The organism is Nonomuraea sp. SBT364 (assembly GCF_001083785.1).
GTDB lineage: Bacteria > Actinomycetota > Actinomycetes > Streptosporangiales > Streptosporangiaceae > Nonomuraea.
This window is the reverse complement of record NZ_LAVL01000110.1, coordinates 1-18,983: the sequence shown is the minus strand read 5'-3', so window position 1 is coordinate 18,983 and position 18,983 is coordinate 1. Positions and strand designations below refer to the sequence as shown.

19 protein-coding genes are annotated in these 18,983 nt (G+C 73.7%); 2 read left to right on the top strand and 17 right to left on the bottom strand.

Annotation, left to right across the window (positions count from 1 at the left end):
* Position 1: 1 nt before the first annotated feature.
* From ADY59_RS33575 to ADY59_RS33550, 6 genes are all read right to left on the bottom strand, one after another.
* Positions 2-565, bottom strand: coding sequence for a hypothetical protein (locus ADY59_RS33575; RefSeq protein ID WP_049570889.1), 564 nt, complete (start codon positions 563-565; stop codon positions 2-4).
* The gene (locus ADY59_RS33570; RefSeq protein WP_049570885.1) at positions 562-1,923 is read right to left on the bottom strand and encodes a hypothetical protein; all 1,362 of its coding nucleotides are present in this window, start codon (positions 1,921-1,923) and stop codon (positions 562-564) included. Before ADY59_RS33570 ends, ADY59_RS33575 begins: the two co-directional genes overlap by 4 nt.
* Entirely contained in the window at positions 1,920-2,729 is an 810-nt protein-coding gene (locus ADY59_RS33565) for an ATP-binding cassette domain-containing protein (RefSeq protein WP_197093979.1), read from the bottom strand. The genes ADY59_RS33570 and ADY59_RS33565 overlap by 4 nt, the downstream gene beginning before the upstream one ends.
* 20 nt (positions 2,730-2,749) lie before the next feature.
* Positions 2,750-3,607 carry a zf-HC2 domain-containing protein gene (locus ADY59_RS33560; protein ID WP_049570880.1) on the bottom strand — a complete coding sequence of 286 codons (858 nt, stop codon included), beginning with the start codon at positions 3,605-3,607 and terminating at the stop codon, positions 2,750-2,752.
* A complete protein-coding gene (locus ADY59_RS33555) occupies positions 3,604-4,212 on the bottom strand; it encodes an RNA polymerase sigma factor (RefSeq protein WP_082310601.1) in 609 nt (202 codons plus the stop codon). Before ADY59_RS33555 ends, ADY59_RS33560 begins: the two co-directional genes overlap by 4 nt.
* Before the next feature lie 134 nt (positions 4,213-4,346).
* A complete protein-coding gene (locus ADY59_RS33550; RefSeq protein ID WP_049570877.1) occupies positions 4,347-5,057 on the bottom strand; it encodes a DUF3105 domain-containing protein in 711 nt (236 codons plus the stop codon).
* Between the two features lie 121 nt (positions 5,058-5,178).
* Here ADY59_RS33550 and ADY59_RS33545 point away from each other — a divergent pair, with 121 nt between their 5' ends.
* Positions 5,179-5,808, top strand: a complete 630-nt coding sequence (locus tag ADY59_RS33545; RefSeq protein WP_049570874.1) for a DUF305 domain-containing protein — start codon at positions 5,179-5,181, stop codon at positions 5,806-5,808.
* A gap of 4 nt (positions 5,809-5,812) precedes the next feature.
* Positions 5,813-7,234 (top strand): phytoene desaturase family protein, encoded by a 1,422-nt coding sequence (locus ADY59_RS33540; protein ID WP_049570870.1) that lies wholly within the window; start codon positions 5,813-5,815, stop codon positions 7,232-7,234.
* On the opposite strand, the gene ADY59_RS33535 is transcribed toward ADY59_RS33540, so the two are convergent.
* The 11 genes from ADY59_RS33535 to ADY59_RS33485 all read right to left on the bottom strand — a co-directional run.
* Positions 7,231-8,283, bottom strand: a complete 1,053-nt coding sequence (locus tag ADY59_RS33535; RefSeq protein WP_049570867.1) for a threonine aldolase family protein — start codon at positions 8,281-8,283, stop codon at positions 7,231-7,233. The two genes, ADY59_RS33540 and ADY59_RS33535, sit on opposite strands and share 4 nt — an antisense overlap.
* Positions 8,280-8,909 carry an SDR family NAD(P)-dependent oxidoreductase gene (locus ADY59_RS33530; RefSeq protein ID WP_049570864.1) on the bottom strand — a complete coding sequence of 210 codons (630 nt, stop codon included), beginning with the start codon at positions 8,907-8,909 and terminating at the stop codon, positions 8,280-8,282. The genes ADY59_RS33535 and ADY59_RS33530 overlap by 4 nt, the downstream gene beginning before the upstream one ends.
* Positions 8,906-10,969 (bottom strand): DUF6421 family protein, encoded by a 2,064-nt coding sequence (locus ADY59_RS33525; RefSeq protein ID WP_049570861.1) that lies wholly within the window; start codon positions 10,967-10,969, stop codon positions 8,906-8,908. The genes ADY59_RS33530 and ADY59_RS33525 overlap by 4 nt, the downstream gene beginning before the upstream one ends.
* 85 nt (positions 10,970-11,054) lie before the next feature.
* Complete coding sequence (locus tag ADY59_RS33520; protein WP_049570859.1) at positions 11,055-11,714, bottom strand: response regulator; 660 nt, start codon at positions 11,712-11,714, stop codon at positions 11,055-11,057.
* A gap of 78 nt (positions 11,715-11,792) precedes the next feature.
* Positions 11,793-13,709 (bottom strand): serine/threonine protein kinase, encoded by a 1,917-nt coding sequence (locus ADY59_RS53520; protein WP_442937762.1) that lies wholly within the window; start codon positions 13,707-13,709, stop codon positions 11,793-11,795.
* Between the two features lie 5 nt (positions 13,710-13,714).
* Positions 13,715-15,184 (bottom strand): zinc ribbon domain-containing protein, encoded by a 1,470-nt coding sequence (locus tag ADY59_RS33510; RefSeq protein WP_049570852.1) that lies wholly within the window; start codon positions 15,182-15,184, stop codon positions 13,715-13,717.
* Positions 15,185-15,313: 129 nt separating this feature from the next.
* Positions 15,314-15,535 (bottom strand): hypothetical protein, encoded by a 222-nt coding sequence (locus ADY59_RS33505; RefSeq protein ID WP_049570848.1) that lies wholly within the window; start codon positions 15,533-15,535, stop codon positions 15,314-15,316.
* A 156-nt stretch (positions 15,536-15,691) separates the two neighbouring features.
* The gene (locus ADY59_RS33500) at positions 15,692-16,330 is read right to left on the bottom strand and encodes an adenosylcobinamide amidohydrolase (protein ID WP_049570845.1); all 639 of its coding nucleotides are present in this window, start codon (positions 16,328-16,330) and stop codon (positions 15,692-15,694) included.
* Positions 16,327-17,100: an ABC transporter ATP-binding protein gene (locus ADY59_RS33495; protein WP_049570844.1), complete on the bottom strand. Its 774-nt coding sequence runs from the start codon at positions 17,098-17,100 to the stop codon at positions 16,327-16,329. The genes ADY59_RS33500 and ADY59_RS33495 overlap by 4 nt, the downstream gene beginning before the upstream one ends.
* Positions 17,097-18,140 carry a FecCD family ABC transporter permease gene (locus tag ADY59_RS33490; protein ID WP_049570843.1) on the bottom strand — a complete coding sequence of 348 codons (1,044 nt, stop codon included), beginning with the start codon at positions 18,138-18,140 and terminating at the stop codon, positions 17,097-17,099. The genes ADY59_RS33495 and ADY59_RS33490 overlap by 4 nt, the downstream gene beginning before the upstream one ends.
* Positions 18,140-18,983, bottom strand: an 844-nt coding sequence (locus ADY59_RS33485; RefSeq protein WP_049570842.1) for an ABC transporter substrate-binding protein, incomplete at its 5' end; no start/stop codon positions are given. The genes ADY59_RS33485 and ADY59_RS33490, both read right to left, overlap by 1 nt.

Genomic DNA, 18,983 nt, shown 5'->3' with positions numbered 1-18,983 from the left:
GCTACCGGCGGGGGCCCGCCAGCGCGTAGCCGGCGGTGCCCGCGGCCGCGAGGGCCAGCGCCGTCCAGGTGGCGGCGGGGGTGTCCGGCGGCGCCAGCATCCAGGTGGCGACCAGGGTGGGCACGTCCGTGCCCGGCGGGATGAAGAACGCCACGCAGAACCAGCCGACGGGCAGCGTCCAGGCGAACTGCCCGCCGAACAGCGCAGCCCCCAGCCCGGCCAGCCCCAGCAGCCCGGCGCAGTCACGCACCACGAACCCGGCGGGCGCCGCCTCCCCGCCCGCGGCCTGGAACGCCACCAGCACCGCCCCGGCCAGCGCCCCGGCGAGCAGCAGGTGCGCGGCCCGGCGCGGCACCCACCGGACGGCGGCGGTCCGGTCGAGCCGGACGTCCTGGCCGCCGAGCCCCACGCTCGCCGCCGCCACCCCGGCCACCAGCGCCAGCGCCGCCATCCGGGGATCGGCGCCGCCGCCGGAGAGCCACCGCACGAGCGCCGCGCCCGCCACCATCACGGCCAGGGACGCGGGCACCTGCCGGGACCGGGCGTACAGCACGAACCATCTCATCGGCCGCCACCGCCCGTCAGGATGGCGAGCAGGTCGCCGTCGCAGGAGAGCGCGGCCGTGCGCAGCGCCGCGACGCGGGCGCGCTGCTCGCGCTCCGGCACGGCGTGCAGCTTCGGCCACGCCTCTTCGATCAGCGCGTTGAGCTCCCTGAAGAGCGGGCGGGCCAAGGGGGCGGCGACGTCCCCCATCAGCCAGCCCGCCGCCACGCGGCGCGCCGCCTCCTCGCGCGACCAGACGTCGAAGTCCACCCCGCCGAAGCCGAGGCAGGACGGCGTACCGGCCCCCGCGAGCAGGTGGCGCGTCAGCTCCCGCTCCCCCGTCACGCCGCGCAGGTCGGGGTCGTCGAAGTCCACGAACACGATCCCGGCGTCCCGGGCCGGCCGCTCCCCGACCACCTCCCGCCGGGTGGACTCGCGCACCGCCCCGGGCGGCCGGGGCAGCCCGGCCAGCAGGCGCAACGCCTCCTCGCCCGGCCCGGCGACCCGGGACAGGCGGTCCTCGTGCACCTTGGCCACGCACACCCGCCCCGAGCACACCGGCGCGGCGGCGGCCTCGTTCACGCTGTACAGGCCGTCCGCGCCGGACGGCAGCATCGGCAGCGCCACGGCCGCGCCGAGCGCCGCGGGCAGCAGGGCCGCCAGCCGCGCCCGCGCACTCGCGGCGAGCAGCAGCCAGAACCCGGTGGCGGCGACCCCGAGCAGCCACAGCGCCTGCGCCAGGCTCACCTGTCCCGACACGTCGTGGAAGACGCTGCGCACGTTGTCCAGTGCCGGCGAGAGCTGGGCGACCGGCGGGACGGGCTCCTCCTGCCACGCCCCGACCACCAGGTACATGGCCATGAGCGTCGAGACGGCCAGCGCCGGCGGCGTGAGCGCGGACGGCAGCGTCCGCCCGGCGCCCAGGCCGAGCCAGCCCGCCGCCACCAGGGACAGCGCCCCCACCCCCACGGCCGGGACCCAGCCGAGATGGAAGAACCCGCCGCCGGCCGCCACCTGCACGGCCGCGACGCCGTACAGCAGCAGGTACGCCGCCGCCAGCGCGATCGCCAGCGCACCTGCCGTGACGGCGGCGCGCTGCCAGACCGGCCGGGGGGTGGCCGACAGGAGCTCGCGGGTGCCCGCCCGGTGGTCCCGCAGGCCCTGCAACGCCCCCGCCCCGGTGGCCAGCGGCAGCAGGAAGACCAGCAGGTGACGCTCCCACTGCGCGGCCGTGCTCCACTGCGCCGTCCACGCCGCCTCGGGCTGCCACCAGGGGCCGCTGAGCCCGTACAGGAAGGCGAGAGCCGTCAGCAGGAACATCGTCCCGGCCCACAGCGCGATGGAGCGCCGCAGCTCGACGCCGAGGATCCGGGCGTTCACCAGGCGCCCCGATCCGTGCCGGGGGCGGCCAGCAGCGCCGAGTAGCCGCGCTCGATCGGACTGTCGCCGACGTGCTCCGGCCCGCCGGCGGCGGCGAGCCGGTCCGGCGTGCCCTGGAACACCAGCCGCCCCTCCGACACCAGCACGACGTCCGTGCAGGCTGCCGCCACATCCTCGACGAGGTGCGTGGACACCACCACGCAACTGTCGGCGCCGAGCTCCTGCAGCAGCTCACGCAGGCGCAACCGCTGCGCCGGGTCGAGGCCGACGGTCGGCTCGTCCAGCAGCAGGATGCGCGGGTCGTTGACGATCGCCTGGGCGATCCCGGCCCGCCGCACCATGCCGCCGGACAGCGTCCGCATCCGGTCGTCGGCGCGGTCGGCCAGCCCCACCCGCTCGATCGCGCGCTGCACCGCGCCGGGAACCTCCTGTTTCGGCATCTCCTTGAGCCACGCCATGTACTCGACGAACTCCCGCACGGTGAACCGCTTGTAGAAGCCGAACTCCTGCGGCAGGTAGCCGATGGCGCGGCGCAGCTCCCGCTTGCCCGCCTTGCCGGAGACGTCCGTGCCCAGCAGCGACAGCGTGCCGCCGGCCGGCCGCAGCACCGTGGCCAGCGCCCGGATGAGCGTCGTCTTGCCGGCGCCGTTCGGGCCGAGCAGCCCGTGCACTCCCGTGCCGAGCGCCAGGTCGAGCCCGTCGACGGCCATCTTGCGCCGGCCGGCCCGCACCCGCAGCCCGCCCGCCCGGATCTCCCAGGCGTACGTGGCCGGTGCGACCTCGCCCGCGCCTACCGCGCGTGTCATGAAAGTGTCCTTCCGATCGTTCATCGATATGCACCCAGCAGGGTGTACGCGCTCCGGCGCGCCACCACCCCGGCGATCCCCAGCGCGGCGAGCGCACCCCACACGGGCAGGCTGTCCGGCTGCAGGGCGAAAGAGGTACGGCTGAGCAGCGCCGTCGGCGCCATGATCACCACGGCCCACACGCCGGCCAGGGCCATGGCGGCCCGGACCATCCCGACGAACCCGCCCAGCAGGAGCGTCCCGGCGGTGAAGGCCAGGCACGGCAGCAGCCACAGCGCCACCGTGGCGCCGCCCGCCCAGCCGGCGGCCAGCAGCGCGGGCAGCACCACGGCCAGCTCCACGGCCAGCACCGCCGCCGTACGCCGCGCCAGCAGGCCCAGCCCGGCCCTCGGCGTCGCCGCGACCACCTCGTGAGCCGGGTCCAGGCCGCGTCCCCACGACACGGCCACGCCCGCCACGGGCAGCACCGGCGCCACCAGCAGCACCAGGGAGACGTCGCCGAGGGACAGCCGTCCGAGCAGCGCCCCGAATGCCGTCACGAGCACCGTCATCAGCACCCACGGCGCCAGCACCGGAGTGGCCCAGCGGGCCGCCCACACGCTGCCCCACCGGGTCCGCCACGGCGTCGCCCAGCCCAGCCGGCGGCGCGGCGGCGCCGGGGCGATGCCGCCGAGCCGGGGCCGCAACGCGCCCCACACGCTCTCGACCAGCGCCGCCACCTCCGGGGCCGGCGCGCCCGCCAGCCTGTCCCGGCAGTGCGAGCACGCCTCCAGGTGCGCCTCCAGCGCCCACAGTTCGTCGTCCGCGAGCCCGTCCCCGCGGGCGTAGCCGGCGATCAGCCGGTCCGACGCGTGCCTGCCGCTGTCCGGGCCGCTCATGACAGTGCCTCCCGCCGTGATTCCCGCCGTGATTCCCGCAGCGATGCCCGCAGTGACTCCCTCAGCGACTCCCGCATCGCGTTTCTCGCGCGCCGGGCGCGGGTCTTGATCGTGCCCTCCGGGACGCCGAGGAGCACGGCCGTCTCGCGGACCGTCAGGCCGTCGAGCACCATGGCCTGCAGCACCTGGCGCAGCTCGGGGGCGAGCAGGCGCAGGGCGTCGCCGACATCGCCGCCGACGGTCGTGGCCAGCGCCTCGTCCTCGGCGGCGGGCGCGATCCCGGCGTCGGCCGCCGCCGCGGGGGGCTCCGCGTGGTGGGCGCGCCGCCGGAAGGCGTCCACCAGCCGGCGGGCCGCGATCGTCCACAGCCAGCCCATGGCCGTCCCGTCGGCCGCCACTCCCGCGAACGCGCCCGCCGCCCGCCACACCGCCAGATACGTCTCCTGCATCACCTCGGCGACGACCTGCTCGTCGGCGCAGCGGCGGCGCAGCCGCGTGGCGATCCACGGCGCGGTGCGCCGGTACAGCTCCTCGAACGCCGCCTGGTCACCCTTGGCGACGCGCCGGACGAGCTGCTCCTCGTCCGGCGTCCTCCTCGTCCTCACACTTCACAGACGCCGCACCGGGCCCGTACGGTTTTCCGTAGGTGGTGACATGCGTCACATCGGCGCCCGGGCGATCCTTCGCCGGGCATGCGAACGGCCCGCACCCCGAAGGGCGCGGGCCGGGCGCGAGCGGCTTACTGCGAGGCCGACGGGCTGGCCGAGGGACTGGTGGTGTCCATCGGCGTCTGCTGCTGCTGCGGCTCAGGCGGGAGGGGGGCCTCTTCGGCGGTGGTCTGCACCGCGTCGGGGCCGCCGCACGTGGCGCCGGGCTCAGGCGTGTCGGGCCCGTTCTGGTACTTCTTGATGAACGCGCCCAGCTTCGGGTCGCCCGGGTCGGTCAGCTTGAGCTGGTGGCCCCACGAGGAGACGACGATCGGCGACGGCAGGTTGGCGAACGGGCTGACCAGCATGTAATCCTGCTGCCCGGTCGACGCCGCGACGTCCTTCAGCTGGTCGATCTGCGCCTTGGGCAGGTCGGGCCGGTAGGTGATCCAGATGGCGCCGTGCTCCAGCGAGTGGACGGCGTGCTCGGGGTGGATCGGCTTGTCGTAGACCTGGCACAGCTGCCAGTAGTTGTTGTGCTCGCCGCCGACGGGCGGCGTCTCCTTGTAGGAGACCGCGTTCCACACGTGCTGGCCGGCCTCGTACTTGACGCTGGCGACCCCGTCGAGCGAGGTCTCCTGGGCCCGCTTGATCAGGTAGAACCCGACCACGCCGACGAGCAGCACGATGACGAGACCGCCCGCGCCCCACATCAGAAAGGCGGCACGGCGCTCCTTGGCCTTCTGCGCGTCCCGCATCTTCTGCAGGTGCTCGCGCCGGGCCTGCGCCTTCTCCTTCGTCATCGTTCCTCCAGAGGCGTACCAACTGCGGGTTACCCTATGCCCTCCCGGCGTATGCGGAGAATAAGCGGCGCATAAGCATGCGATCACAACCGCTCCCGCAGGTGGGTAACCTGAATACGCCATGGAGAAGCCCGCCGGAAAGCCGCTGTTCGCCGCCCTCGCCGTCCTCGTCGTCGCCGTGGCGGCGGCCTTCCTCGTGTTCGGCGGCCGGGGCACTCCGGGCGAGACGTCGGCCGAGGCGGGGTTCGCCCGCGACATGGCCACGCACCACGCGCAGGCCGTCGACATGTCCTTCACGATCAGGGACAAGAGCGAGTCGCGGGAGATCAGGAGCCTGGCCTTCGACATCATCAACACGCAGGCCAACCAGCGCGGCATGTTCCTGGGCTGGTTGCAGCAGTGGGAGCTGACGCAGGCGACGAACCTGCGGCCGATGGCGTGGATGAGCGGTCACGGCCACGGTGCGCGGCAGCCCCAGGGCGGCGCGATGCCCGGCATGGCGTCGGAGGCGGAGCTGGCCAAGCTGGCCGAGCTGCGGGGCGCCGAGGCCGAGGTGCTGTTCCTGCAGCTGATGATCCGCCATCACGAGGGCGGCGTGCAGATGGCCGAAGGGCTGCTCAAGTTGTCGGACCGGCCCGAGGTGGCCAACATGGCCCGCAAGATCGTCGAAGGGCAGTCGGGCGAGATCGAGCTGATGACCAAGCTGCTCGGCCACCGCAACGCGCAGCCGCTGCCGACCATCCTGAAATGACCCGATGAGCGCCGACGCGGTCGTGGTGGGGTCCGGGCCCAACGGGCTCGTCGCGGCCGTGACGCTGGCTTCGGCCGGGCGGAAGGTGCTCCTGCTGGAGGCGGCCGCTGAATTCGGCGGCGCCCTGCGGTCGGCGGAGCTGACCCTGCCCGGCCGGGTGCACGACATGGGCGCGACCGTGATGGCGATGGCGCTGGCCTCCCCCGCGACGCGCGGCCTCGCGCTGGACGGGGTCGAGTTCGCCCATCCGCCCGTGGTGGCCGCGCATCCGCTGGACGACGGCCCGGCCGTGCTCGTCCACCGTGACGCGGGCCGCACCGCGGAGGGGCTGGGGCGGGACGCCGGCGTCTGGCGGGCGGTCGTCGGGGCGGCGGAGCGGGCCGGGTTCCCGCTCGTGGATCTGCTGCTGAAGCCGCTGGGGCCGTGGGAGCTTCGACCGGCCGCGTTCGCGGCGGCCGCCCGGTTCGGGGTGGCGGCGGCGCTGCCGGCGACGACGCTCGCGCGCCGGGCGTTCCGCACGAGGCGGGGGCGGGCGCTGCTCGCGGGCATGGCCGCGCACTCGATGCTGGACCTGCGCGCGCCGCTCACCGCCGGCTACGGCCTGACGCTCGCCGTGCTCGCCCATCTGGTGGGCTGGCCGCTGGTGGCGGGCGGCTCCCAGCGGCTCGCCGACGCCCTGGTCGCGCGGCTGCGGGAGCTGGGCGGCGAGGCGGTGGCCGGGCACCGCGTGCGCGGCCTGCGGGAGCTGGACGCCCCGACGGTGGTGCTGGACGTGCCGCCGCGCGAGTTCGCGGCGCTGGCGGACCAGCCGGGCCGCCACGGCGAGCTCCCCCGGCGCTACCGGGAGCGGCTGCTGCGGTTCCGGCACGGGCCCGGCGTGTTCAAGGTCGACTGGGCGCTGGACGGGCCGGTGCCGTGGCGCGACCCGGGCGTGGCGGGCGCGGGCACGGTGCACCTGGGCGGCACGCTGGAGGAGATCGCGCTCAGCGAGGCCGAGACGGCCGCCGGGCGTCACTCGCCGCGCCCGTACGTCCTGCTGGTGCAGCCGTACGCGGCCGACCCCGGCGGCCGGGGCGGGCACACGCTGTGGGCCTACTGCCATGTCCCGAACGGCTCCCGCGCCGACCTGACGGGCGCGATCGAGGCGCAGATCGAGCGGTACGCGCCCGGCTTCCGGGACCGGGTGCTGGCCCGGCACGTCATGGGGCCCGCCGCGCTGGAGGCGGCGAACCCCAACCTGGCCGGTGGCGACATCGGCGGCGGGCTGGCGAGCCTCGGGCAGTTCCTCAGGCGGCCGGTGTGGTCGCCGGCGCCGTGGCGCACCCCGCTGCCCGGCGTGTTCCTGTGCTCGGCGTCCACGCCGCCGGGGCCCGGGGTGCACGGCATGGGCGGCTGGCAGGCCGCCCGTCTCGCGCTGAAGGGCTAGGAGCCGGCCAGTTCCTCGGCGATCGCCGAGGCGAACGCGTCGACGTCCTCCTCGGTGGTGTCGAACGCGCACATCCAGCGCACCTCGCCGGTCGCCTCGTTCCAGGTGTAGAAGCGGAAGCGCTTCTGCAGCCGGGCGGTGACGTCGGCGGGCAGGATCGCGAAGACCGCGTTGGCCTCGACGGGCCGCGGCACCTCGACGCCGGGCAGGTCGCGCACGGCCTCGGCCAGCCGTCTGCCCATGGCGTTGGCCCGGCGGGCGTTGCGCAGCCACAGGTCGCCCGAGAGCAGCGCCTCGAACTGCGCCGACACGAACCGCATCTTCGACGACAGCTGCATGAACGTCTTGCGCAGGTAGTCGACGCCGGTGGCGGCCTCCGGGTTGAGCACCACGACCGCCTCGCCGTACAGCAGCCCGATCTTCGTGCCTCCGAAGGAGAGCACGTCGACGCCCGCGTCGGTGGTGAGCGCCCGCAGGGGCACGCCGAGCGCGGCGGCGGCGTTGGTGAGGCGGGAGCCGTCGAGGTGGACGAGCAGGCCGCGCTCGTGCGCGTGGTCGCAGATCGCGGCGATCTCGTCCGGGGTGTAGAGGGTGCCCAGCTCGGTGGTGTTGGAGAGGGAGACGACCTTCGGCTGGGCGCGGTGCACGTCGCCGAAGCCCCACGCCTGACGGTCGATCAGCTCGGGGGTGAGCTTGCCGTCGGGCGTGGGCACGGTGAGCAGCTTGATGCCGCCGGTCACCTCGGGGGCGCCGCCCTCGTCGGTGTTGATGTGGGCGGTCTCGGCGCAGATGACCGCCTCCCAGTGCGCGGTCATCGCGCGCAGGGAGACGACGTTGGCGGCGGTGCCGTTGAACACCGGCCACACCTGCGCCCGCTCGCCGAAGTGCGCGCGGAAGACGTCCTGCAGCGCCTCGGTGTAGACGTCCTCGCCGTAGGCGATCTGGTGACCGCCGTTGGCGTCGGCGATGGCCCGCAGGATCTCGGGGTGCACCCCGGCGTAGTTGTCGCTGGCGAACGCTTTGAGCCGGGGGTCGTGCCGGGGAGTCACGTAGTGAGGTCCAATCGCGTGGCGTTGATCTGCTCGGCCGGCTGGTCGAAGAGGCCGCCGATGGCTTCGGCCAGGTCGCGCACGTCGGTGAAACCGGCGAACTTGGCGCTCGGCTTGGCGGCGCGCATGGCGTCGTTGACCAGGGCCTTCACGACCAGGATAGTGGCGGCGCCCGGAGTGCCGCGCAGCGCGTCGGCCAGCGCGAGAGTCCACGCCTCGGCGGCGGCCTTGGCGGCGGTGTAGGCGTCGCCGCAGGCCTCGGGCCTGCCCGCGGCCTTGGCCGAGATGATCACGAACCGGCCGTTGGCGCTCTTGCGCAGCAGCGGCTCGAAGGCCAGCGACACGTGCTGCAGGGTGCGGATGAGCAGGTCGTGCAGCGAGTCCCAGTCGGCGAGGTCGGTGCGGTCGAACGAGGGCGAGCCGCGCCAGCCGCCGACCAGGTGCACGACGCCGTCGACGCGGCCGTGCTCGGCGTCGATCCGCTCGGCCAGGGCCTGTACGGCGGCGCGGTCGAGGAGGTCGACGTCGTCCTTGTCCACGCCGATCACGGTGTGGCCGTGCTTGGTGAAGTGTTCGGTCACCGCCGCGCCGGTGGGGCCGGCCGCGCCCGTCACAAGAATGATCATGCCCGGATCCCCTTCGTCGACTCGACCACGTCGGCCAGCTTACGGCGCAGCGCCTCGTAGAACATGCTGAGGGGGAACTCGTCCGGCAGCACCGCGTCCACCTTGGCCTTCTGCTCCTCGGGCAGCGCCGCGATCCCCTTGGCCCACACCGAGCCCGGGTCCGGCGCCACGTAGGCGCTGACCAGTTCGTGGGCGGCCAGCCAGTGGGCCAGCTTGGAGCGGTCGATGCTGTCGCGGTAGAGCTTCTCCACCTCGCCGCGCAGGTCGGCGACGCCGTCGGCGACCCGGTCCCAGTCGATCGAGAGCCGGTTGTCCGTCCACCGCACGATGTCGTTGCGGTGCAGGTAGGCGAACAGGAGCTGACCGCCGAGCCCGTCGTAGTTGCGCACCCGCGCCCCCGTGATCGGGAAGCGGAACAGCCGGTCGAACAGGATCGCGTGCTGCACGTACCTGGCGTGCGGCACCCCGCGCCGCTCCAGCTCCACGGCCTCGCCGAACGCGGTCAGGTCGCAGCGCAGCTCCTCCAGCGAGTACAGCCAGTACGGCATCCGCTGCTTGATCATGAACGGGTCGAACGGCAGGTCGCCGTGGCTGTGCGTGCGGTCGTGCACCAGGTCCCACAGCACGAACGTGTCCTGGGCGAGCTGCTGCGACTCCAGCAGCCGGGCGGCGTCCGGCGGCAGGTCCAGCTTCAGCGTGCCGGTCGCGGCCTTGGACACGCGCCGGAACCGGGCGGCTTCGCGGTCGGCGAAGATGCCGCCCCAGGTGAAGCGGGCCGGCGCCTGCCGGACGGCCACGGTCTCGGGAAACAGCACGGCCGAGTGCGTGTCGTAGCCGGAGGTGAAGTCCTCGAACGCGATCGGCACGAACATCGGGTTGTCGTAGCCGCCCGCCTCCAGCTCGGCCAGCCAGTCCGGCCAGATGGTGCGGATCCAGACGGCTTCCAGGTTGCGGTCCGGGTTGCCGTTCTGCGTGTACATGGGGAACACCACGAGGTGTTCGAGGCCGTCCTCGCGCTGGGTGTCGGGGTGGAACAGCTCCAACGAGCGCAGGAAGTCGGGGACGCCGAGGTCCTGTTCGGACCACTGGGCGAGGTCGTCGCGCACGGCCTGCAGATAGGCGGCGTCATGCCCGAAATATGGTGAAATTTCGCCAATTGCGGTGGAGATTGCGGCGACCAGTTCCTTGGCCCGCCCCTTCTCCTCCGGCACCGAGCCGTCCTTGACCTGCAGCGGGCGCAGCTCCTCGACGGCGGCCTTGATCCGGGCGAACAGCGCCGCCTTGGCCTCGTCGCGCTCCCCGGCCCCGGCTCCGGCGTCAGGCACCCGGGCGGCCCAGGTGACCACGTTCCCCCACAGCCTGCGGTGGTCGTAGTCGTCGATCGAGTCGTCGCCGAACAGGTCGGAGTCGGCGAACACCACCAGGCGGCCCCGCCCGTACGGGAGCGCGAGGGCGAGCGGCGCGCCGGCCGGATCGGCGTCCGGCGACGTGGCGAACAGGACGGTCGCGCCGCCCTCGGCCGCCAGCACGCCGGAGCGGTAGAAGCAGGCGGCCCTGACGCCCGCCAGCACGCCGTCACCGGTGGCGCGCTCGCCGAGCACCCAGGTGGCCACGTCCCGGTGCGCGTGCCGGGGGTCGCGCACGGTGGTGTGCCCGACGCTCACGCCGAACCGGGCGAGCAGCTCGGCCAGGTTGTTGCCGTACTTGTCCTGCTCCTCCTCGGCCAGCACGACCAGGCCGCCGCCGCCGGAGACGAACGCCTCGACGGCGTCCAGCTCGGCCGGGGTGAAGACCGGGCTGCCCTGCCCGGTGGTGCGCTCCCAGCGCTCGCCGGACGGGTGCGCGATGACCAGGACGTCCTGGTCCTGGAGCGTTCCCGCGTCGAGCGCGCCCTCGGTGTGGGCCGTCACCGTGTGGCCGAGGTGGCGCAGCAGCCCGGCGGCGCGCGCGTAACTGTTGTCGTCGGGGTGGGCGGGGTTGATGGCCTCGGCGACGTCGCGCCGGATGGTCCACGACTCGCTGTGGGCCTCGTCGAACAGCACTCGGGGGAACGCATGCATGAAAATCTCCTGTCACTACCGCCTTATAACGGAAAATATACACACATGTTGGGCATAGCTCGCAAAAGCCTTCCGCATGCTGAGATCAGTTCGCGTCCCCCGGGCGCACCACGCCGGACTCGTAGGCGAACACGACCGCCTGCGCCCGGTCGCGCAGGCCCAGCTTCATCAGCACCCGCGCCACGTGCGTCTTGACCGTGGCCTCCCCCACGTACAGGTCGCGGGCGATCTCGGCGTTGGTCAGGCCGCGCGCGAGCAGCCGCAGCACCTCCAGCTCGCGAGGCGTCAGGTCGCCGAGCCGGGGCGAGGGCACCGGCTCGGCGCGGCCGGCGAACGAGGCGATCACCCGGCTGGTCACCGCCGGGTCGAGCAGCGCGTCACCGGCGTGCACGACGCGGATGGCCTCGATGAGCTGTTCCGGCGGCGACACCTTCAGCAGGAAGCCGCTGGTGCCCGCGCGCAGCGCCGCCCAGAGGTTCTCGTCGGTGTCGAACGTGGTCAGCGTGATGACCTTGGGCGGCGACGGGGTGCCGAGCAGCTCCCGCGCGGCGCTGAGGCCGTCCAGGCGCGGCATGGAGATGTCCATCAGCACGATGTCGGGCCGGGTGCGCCTGGCCACGGCGATGGCGTCACGCCCGTCGGCCGCCTCGCCCACGACCTCCATGCCGGGGTCGCTCTCCACGACCATGCGCAGCCCTGCCCTGACCATCGCCTGGTCGTCCACGATGACGATACGTATGCCCACAAATCCCGAAGGGTAGACGGGTCCGGGGCCGTTGAACACCCAGGTCAAGCAGTACGCAAGTCAGTTCCAAGCCGGAGGTCAGGAGACGACCACGCTCTGCCTGACGCGGACCTGGGTGGCGTCGTCACAGCTGTTGCGCGCGCAGAAGTACAGCATGAGGATGGGTTTGGGCTGGTGGTCGATGACGTAGCCGACGAAGCCCAGCGCGTTGCCGGTGTTGCGGTCGCGCAGCGAGCCGTCGTAGCGGGTGGCGTCGCGGTTGCCGGCCCGGTCGGGCACCGGGGCGCTGACCTCGATCTCGCCGGGCAGCAGGCCCTCCATCATGGCCTTCATCTCGTCCCGGCCGGCGCCGGCGGTGAGGGTGTCGGAGACCTGCACGTACACGCCGACGGCGCTCTCCGGGTCGCCGGTGATGACGTTGTTGACGGCCGCCCAGTCGGCGTTCGCGCCCGAGACGAACATCGCCTCGAACTCGGCCGCGCGCGGCGAGGCCAGCGCGAACAGGTCCGCGTGCGTACGGGCCGTCCAGCCCCCGGGATGCTCGAAGGTGAGCGGCGCGGCGGCGGTGTTCTGGTAGCGCACCCACGACTCGCCGCGCTGGCTGATCACGATCATGACGACCAGGGCCAGCGCCGCGACCGCCGCCACCAGCGCCGCCGCCACGATCGGCAGCCGCCCCGGTCGCCCGCCCCGCTTCGGCAGCCTCCCCGGCCCGGTCTCCGCCCCGCCACCGGGCCCGGTCAACGGCCCCGAGTACGCGTCCCCGGCCTGCTGCCCGCCGCCGGGCGCCCCGCTCCACCCGGACGCGCGCCCCCCGGGAGCAGGGGAGCCCCCTGCGTGGGGACCGCCGGAAGAGGACCCGGCCCCTCCATGGGGACCGGCCGACGCGGACGCGCCCCCTCGGCCGGGACCGCCCTGGGCGCGGTCGCGCCCGCCGGACAGGCCCGGCGCGGAGTCCGGGCCACCGTGCGGGCCACCGTGCGGGCTGCCGTGCGGGCCACCGTGCGGGCTGCCCTGGGCGCGGCCGAAGGCGGCCGGCGCCGGGTGAGGGGCACTCCCGCCCGGGACGTCCTGCGGGCCGCTCCGCCCGGGGACGGCGTGAGGACCGCTCTGTCCGGGAACCGCGTGGGGGCCGCTCCGGCCGGGGACGGCGGTCCCGTACGGGACGTCGATGACGGCGCGGAGGGCGTCCACGAAGGCGGTGCACGACGGGTAGCGCTGCTCGGGCGCCTTGGCCAGCGCCCGGCTCATCACCGCGTCCACCTCGGGCGGCAGGTCCGGCCGCAGCGTCGACAGCGCGGCCGGCTGCTCGGCCAGGTGCGCCCACAGCAGCGCGATGTCGTTGTCCCGCTGGAACGGCAGCCGCCCCGACAGCCCCTCGTACACGACACACGCCAGCGCGTACTGGTCGGCGCCGCCGTCGATGTGCTCCTTGTTGATCTGCTCCGGCGACATGTAACGGGGCGTGCCGATGAACTGGTCGGTCTGCGTCAGCCCGGAGATCGACGTGCGGTGCTTGGTGATGCCGAAGTCGGTCAGGTAGACGTGCTCCCCGGCCAGCAGGATGTTGGCCGGTTTGACGTCCCGGTGGATCAGGTCGTGCGCGTGCGCGGCGTCGAGCGCGGCGGCAACCTGGGCGAAGATCCGGCTCGCCGGCCCGAGCGGCAGCGGCCCGCGGTCGTGGATGAGCCGCCGCAGGTCGAGCCCGTCGACGTAGCGCATGGCGATGTAGAGGACGCCGTCGGCGTCGGCGTTGGCCTCGTAGATGGGGATGATGTTGGGATGCTCGATGCTGGCCACGGTCCTGGACTCCAGGATGAACCGCTGCCGGAACCGGTCGTCCACGCTCAGCACCGGGTTGAGGATCTTCAGCGCGACCCGGCGGCTGAGCCGGGGATCCAGGGCCAGGTAGACGACGGCCATGCCGCCCTTGCCGACGATGTCCTCGATGTAGTAGCCGGCCACCTCCTGGCCGATGAGGGCTCTGTCGTTCACGTGCATCACGTCTCGCTGGGGTGACCGCAGTAGCCGCAGAAGCGGTGCGCGGGCCCGAGTCGCATCCCGCAGGCGGTGCAGTAGGCGATCGACGGCTCGCCCGCGGTCAGCACCTGCTTCTGCTGCGGGATCGCCTGGAGGGGCACCGATCTGCGCACCACCACCGTCTGGTTGGCGCCCTCGTCGAGCGGCGGCTGCATGACGGCCATCGGGGGCGGCGGCTCCGACGGCCGCTCGACCGGCGCGCGCCGCCGCCACAGCAGGAACGCCCCGGTGCCGGCGGCGACGAACAGCACGGCCGCCGCCGCGATGAACGGCCACAGCGGCGTGGCGCCCGTGGCCGGCGGGGCGCTCTGCCCGGTGCCGGCGTCGTCGGGGCCGCCGCGTTTGGCGAGCGAGATCTTCAGCAGTTCGGCGGCGACCACGTTGCCGGGGTAGAGCTCCAGCACGCGCTGGAAGCCGGGGGCGGCCTCGGTGTAGTAGCTGGTGTGGTAGCGGGTCAGCGCGCCCTCGAACGCCGAGTCGATCGCCCCCCGGCGCGGCGCGATGCCGGCCTTGGTGAGCGCGGCGGTGATCTCGCGGACGCCGATCATCTTGGCTTCCTTGCCGCCGCCGATGAGCATGCCGATGACGTGGCCGTCCTTGTCGCCGATCACCGGCGCGCCCATGAGACCCCGGTCGGCCAGGCCGCCCAGCTTGACGGGCTCGTCGACCTTCTTGTCCGGGTCGCCGAACGGCCGGCCGGTGTCGCCCTTGCCGCCGCCCTTGCCCAGGTGCGCGATCTCGACGGTGTTCTGCACGTCGGGGCCGGGACGGCCGAGGAAGCCCGCCACGTTGGTGGGCGAGCCCGCCTGGTCGGGCACCTTGTCGGCGAGCGGGGCGGTGGGCATGCCGACGCTGCCGACGGCGCGCCCGGTGGGCATGAGCACGGCCGGGCTGTCGGGCCCGGACCCGGCCTTGACCAGGTCGGCCTTGAACCCGTCGGTGTCGGCCGGGGCCACGTTGGGGAAGATCGTGATCTCGGTGGAGACGTCGACGATGCAGGTCGCGGTCGACTTCTTCGGCGGGTAGCACTGCTTGAGGTGCCGGTCGAGCAGCGGGTCGTCGAGCGAGTGCCGCTCGGCGTCCTGCGGGATCTTGACGTCGTGATGCTCGGCGAAGATCTTGTTGGCGGCCCGTACGGCCACGTCGTCGCCGGTCTGCACGACGCGGGTCAGCGTGACGATCGCGCCCTCGGGGTTGACGACGGTGCCGGTGCCCTGGCCCAGCGGGAAGTCGTAGGAACGCTCCACGTGCCGCAGCTCGCCGATGTGGTCGAGCAGGGTTATCTCCACGTGGGAGACGGCCTCCACCCGCACGACGGCGGGGGTCACCAGGTCGGTGATGCCGCTGGGGTGCTCGTGCGCCGCCGCGGGCAGGGCGAGCAGCGCGATCGTCATCGTGAGACCGCCGGCCAGAGCTGGAAGACGCGCCATCGCCGCTCCCGAACGAAGGGATATGACCAGGGTCCCAATCACCTGCCGTAAGTCAAGAGAGCGGCGGGCAGGCATCCGCCGGATGTTGGGACTCCCACGACGACCCCATCGCCGGGACGGCCTCCGGCGTTACGCGATCAGGTCGGCGCGGCCGCAGGAGTCACCGTCGAACGCGTACGCATGGACGGTCGGGCCCTCATCCAGCTCGACCCGCCAGTGGACGGGGATTCCGGCCGCCCCGTAGGCCACAGCGAGCCGGACGTGCTCCGGTGAGAGCTCCGGCTGACCGGCCCGGGCGATCTCCCGGGGCACGACCGCAAGGTCGGGAATGGAGAAGTCGGTGTCACTCACGCGCAGCGAGGGTGGCGGCGAGCTGATGCAGCGCGTCAGGGGGCAGGGCTCAGCAGTAGGCTCCCGTTGTAGGGCTCGTGGCGCTTCCCGTCGTCGGGGATCGTCGCCATCGCGGTCACCCTCGCAGTGTCGCAGACGGTACTTACCCGGATGCGATCACTTTCCGTCCCAGGGCCGCCACTCTGCGGCGCCCTGCCGGACGGCGGCGTGGACGGCGCGGGCGAGCCGGGCGCCCCACTCCGAGCGGGGCCCGCCGAACAGTTCCTCGGGACCGCTGGCCGGAACGGCGAGGCAGACGGCGTCGGAGGCGGTGCCGGTGCCCGCGTAGCCGGTCTCGGCGAGCGCCTGCGCCTTGGCCTCGGTGATCGTCATCACGGCGTTGACCAGGGCGGCGTCGGTCATCGCGACCGGCAGCACGGCCAGGATGTTGATCGTGCCGACCCGTATGGGCGCCAGCTCCGGGTCGGCGGTGCCCTCGGGGGCGGCAGCCCAGGTGGGCACGCGCAGCCCGACGGTGGCCACGGCGCGGGCGCCGCCGTCGCCGGCCTCGGTGTAGCGATCGACGGAGGCCGCCGTCATCATGCCGACGCCGCTGCCGCCCGGGCCGAGCGAGGTCAGGTGCTCGACCGGATCGGTGCGCGCGTAGCCGGCCACGACCTGGGCGTTCAGCACCCACGAGCGCGGCCCGATGCCGCCGCCGAGCATGGCCGAGGAGATCATCCGCCAGCCGGGCCCGAACTCCCAGAGCAGCGACCCGAGGCGCACGCCTTCCTCGACGCGGTAGCTGAGCTTCACGGTTCTCCTCTGACGAGGTGGACGACGGGCCGTCCGCCCGGGCCCGGCTCGATCATGACACGGGCGTCGAAGTGCTCGCCGACGAGCGGTTCGGTGAGCACCTTGCCCGGTTCGCCGCAGGCGACCGCGCGGCCGCGGGCGAGCAGCAGCAGGGTGTCGGCGTACTGGCCGGCGAGGGTCAGGTCGTGCAGCGTGGTGATCACGGTGAGGCCGTCGGCGCGCCTGAGCCGGTCCACGAGCTCCAGCACCTGCTGCTGGTGCCCGAGGTCGAGCGCGGTGGTGGGCTCGTCGAGCAGGAGCACGGGCGCCTGCTGGGCGAGGGCGCGGGCGAGCACGACCCGCTGCCGCTCGCCGCCGGACAGCTCGCCGACCCTGCGGACGGCGAACTCCGCCAGGTCGAGCCGGTCCAGGACGGACGCGGTGACGTCCCGGTCGTGGCGGCTCTCCCTGCCCAGATAGGGGATGTACGGGGTGCGGCCGAGCAGGGCGTAGTCGAAGACCGTCATGTCGGGCGGCAGCGCCGGGGTCTGCGGCGCGTAGGCGATGAGCCGGGCCCGTTCGCGGGGTTTGAGCGTGGCGGCGGACCGGCCGCCGACGTCCACCTCGCCCCGGTGGGCCAGCGCGCCCATGACGGCCTTGAGCAGCGTCGACTTGCCGGCGCCGTTGGGCCCGATGATCGCCAGCCACTCGCCGCGCCGTACGGTCGCGTCGACGCCGGTCAGCACTTCGCGCTCGCCGAGCCGTACGGACAGGTCGCGGACGCCGATCATGTCGCGGTCCTCCGCGTCATGCGCAGGACGGCCACGAAGAACGGCGCGCCGACGAACATGGTGACGACGCCGATGGGCAGCTCGGCGGGGGCGATGACGGTGCGCGCGGCGAGGTCGGCGAGCACCAGGAAGGCGGCGCCGGCGATCAGCGACAGCGGCAGCACGCTGCGGTAGGAGCCGCCGGCGAGCCGGCGCACGACGTGCGGGACGACGATGCCGACGAAGCCGATGAGCCCGCTGACCGCGACGGCGGCGGCGGTCGCCAGCGCGCCGGCCAGCAGCACCGCGAACCGCACCCGCGCGGCCCGCACGCCGAGGCTGACCGCTTCCTCGTCACCCACCGACAGCACGTCCAGCATGCGGCCGTGCAGGAGCAGCAGCACGGCCGAGACGACGGCGTAGGGCAGCACCAGCCGGAACTGTTCCCAGCCGCCGCCGACGTCGCCGAGGATCCAGGCGTAGATCCGCTGCAGCTCCTCGACCTTGAACTGCTGCACGAACGTCTGGATCGCGGTCAGGAACGAGGTGACGGCCACCCCGGCCAGCACCAAGGTCGAGGTGCCGCCGGAGCGGCCGGCGGTGTTGCCGAGCGCGTAGGCGAGGAACACGCCGCCGACGGCGCCGGCGAACGCGGCCACCGGGATGCCGGCCGCGAGCTGCGGCAGCAGCACGATGGCCACGGTCGTCATGAGCCCGGCGCCGGCGGCGGCGCCGAGCAGGTACGGGTCGGCCAGCGGGTTCCTGAACACGCCCTGGTAGCCGGCCCCGGCGATGGCCAGCAGCCCGCCGACCACGGCCGCGACCAGCACCCGGGGCAGGCGCAGCTCGTACAGCAGCCCCTGCTCGACGGGCGTCAGCCCGGACTCGACGGTCACGAACGGCAGCCAGTCGGCCGCCTGCGCCACCACCTGCCACGGCGAGATGTCGGCCGCGCCGCCGAGCAGGCCCGCGACCATGGACAGGGCCAGCACCGCCAGCGCGCCGGCCAGCCAGAGCGGCCGGGCGCGTGACTGCCCGGCCGCCGCGTCGGCGGTCCGCACTAGCGGCCGGCCGCCTTGGTGACGGCGTCACCGATCGCCCGGGCCAGGTCGACGACGCGGGGCCCCCAGCGGGAGGCGACGTCGTCGTCCAGCTCGATCACCTGGTCGCCGGTGATGGCGGACAGGTTCTTCCAGCCGGGGCGCTTGGCCAGCGCCTCCTTGTTCTGCTGGCAGCACTTCACGTCGGCCAGGAAGATCAGGTCCGGGTCGGCCTGGGCGACGAACTCGGCCGACAGCTTGGGGTAGCCGCCCGCCGCGTCCGGCGCCTTGTCGGCGATGTTGGTGAGCCCGAACATGCCGTAGATCTGGCCGATGAACGTCGTGGACGTGGCGGCGTACGGCGTCTGGTCGAGCTCGTGGTAGTAGGTGAGGCCCGCCTTGGGGGCGCCGGCGGCCAGCTCGGCCATCGTCGCCTTCATCCCGGCCACGACCTCGCCGGCCTTGGCCTGGTTGCCGGTGGCGGCACCCAGGTCGGTGATCTCGTCGTAGGCCTCGTCGAGGTTGTTGGCGGCGGGCTCCAGCAGGACGGGCACCTTCAGCTTGCCCAGCTCGGCGACAACGTGGTCGATGTCGTCGGAGACCACGACGAGGTCGGGCTTCTGGGCGACGATGGCCTCGACGTTCGGCTTGAAGCCGGACAGGTCCGTCTTCGGGGCCTCGGCCGGGTGGTTGGAGCGGTCGTCGACGGCGATCACCTGGGGGCCGGCGCCGATGGCGAACAGCGTCTCGGTGTGGGTGGCCGACAGCGAGATGATCCGCTGCGGCTTGGTGGCGATGGTGACGTCGCCGTTGCCGGCCTTCACCGTGACGGGGAAGGCGGCGTCGGAGGAGGGGGGCGGGGAG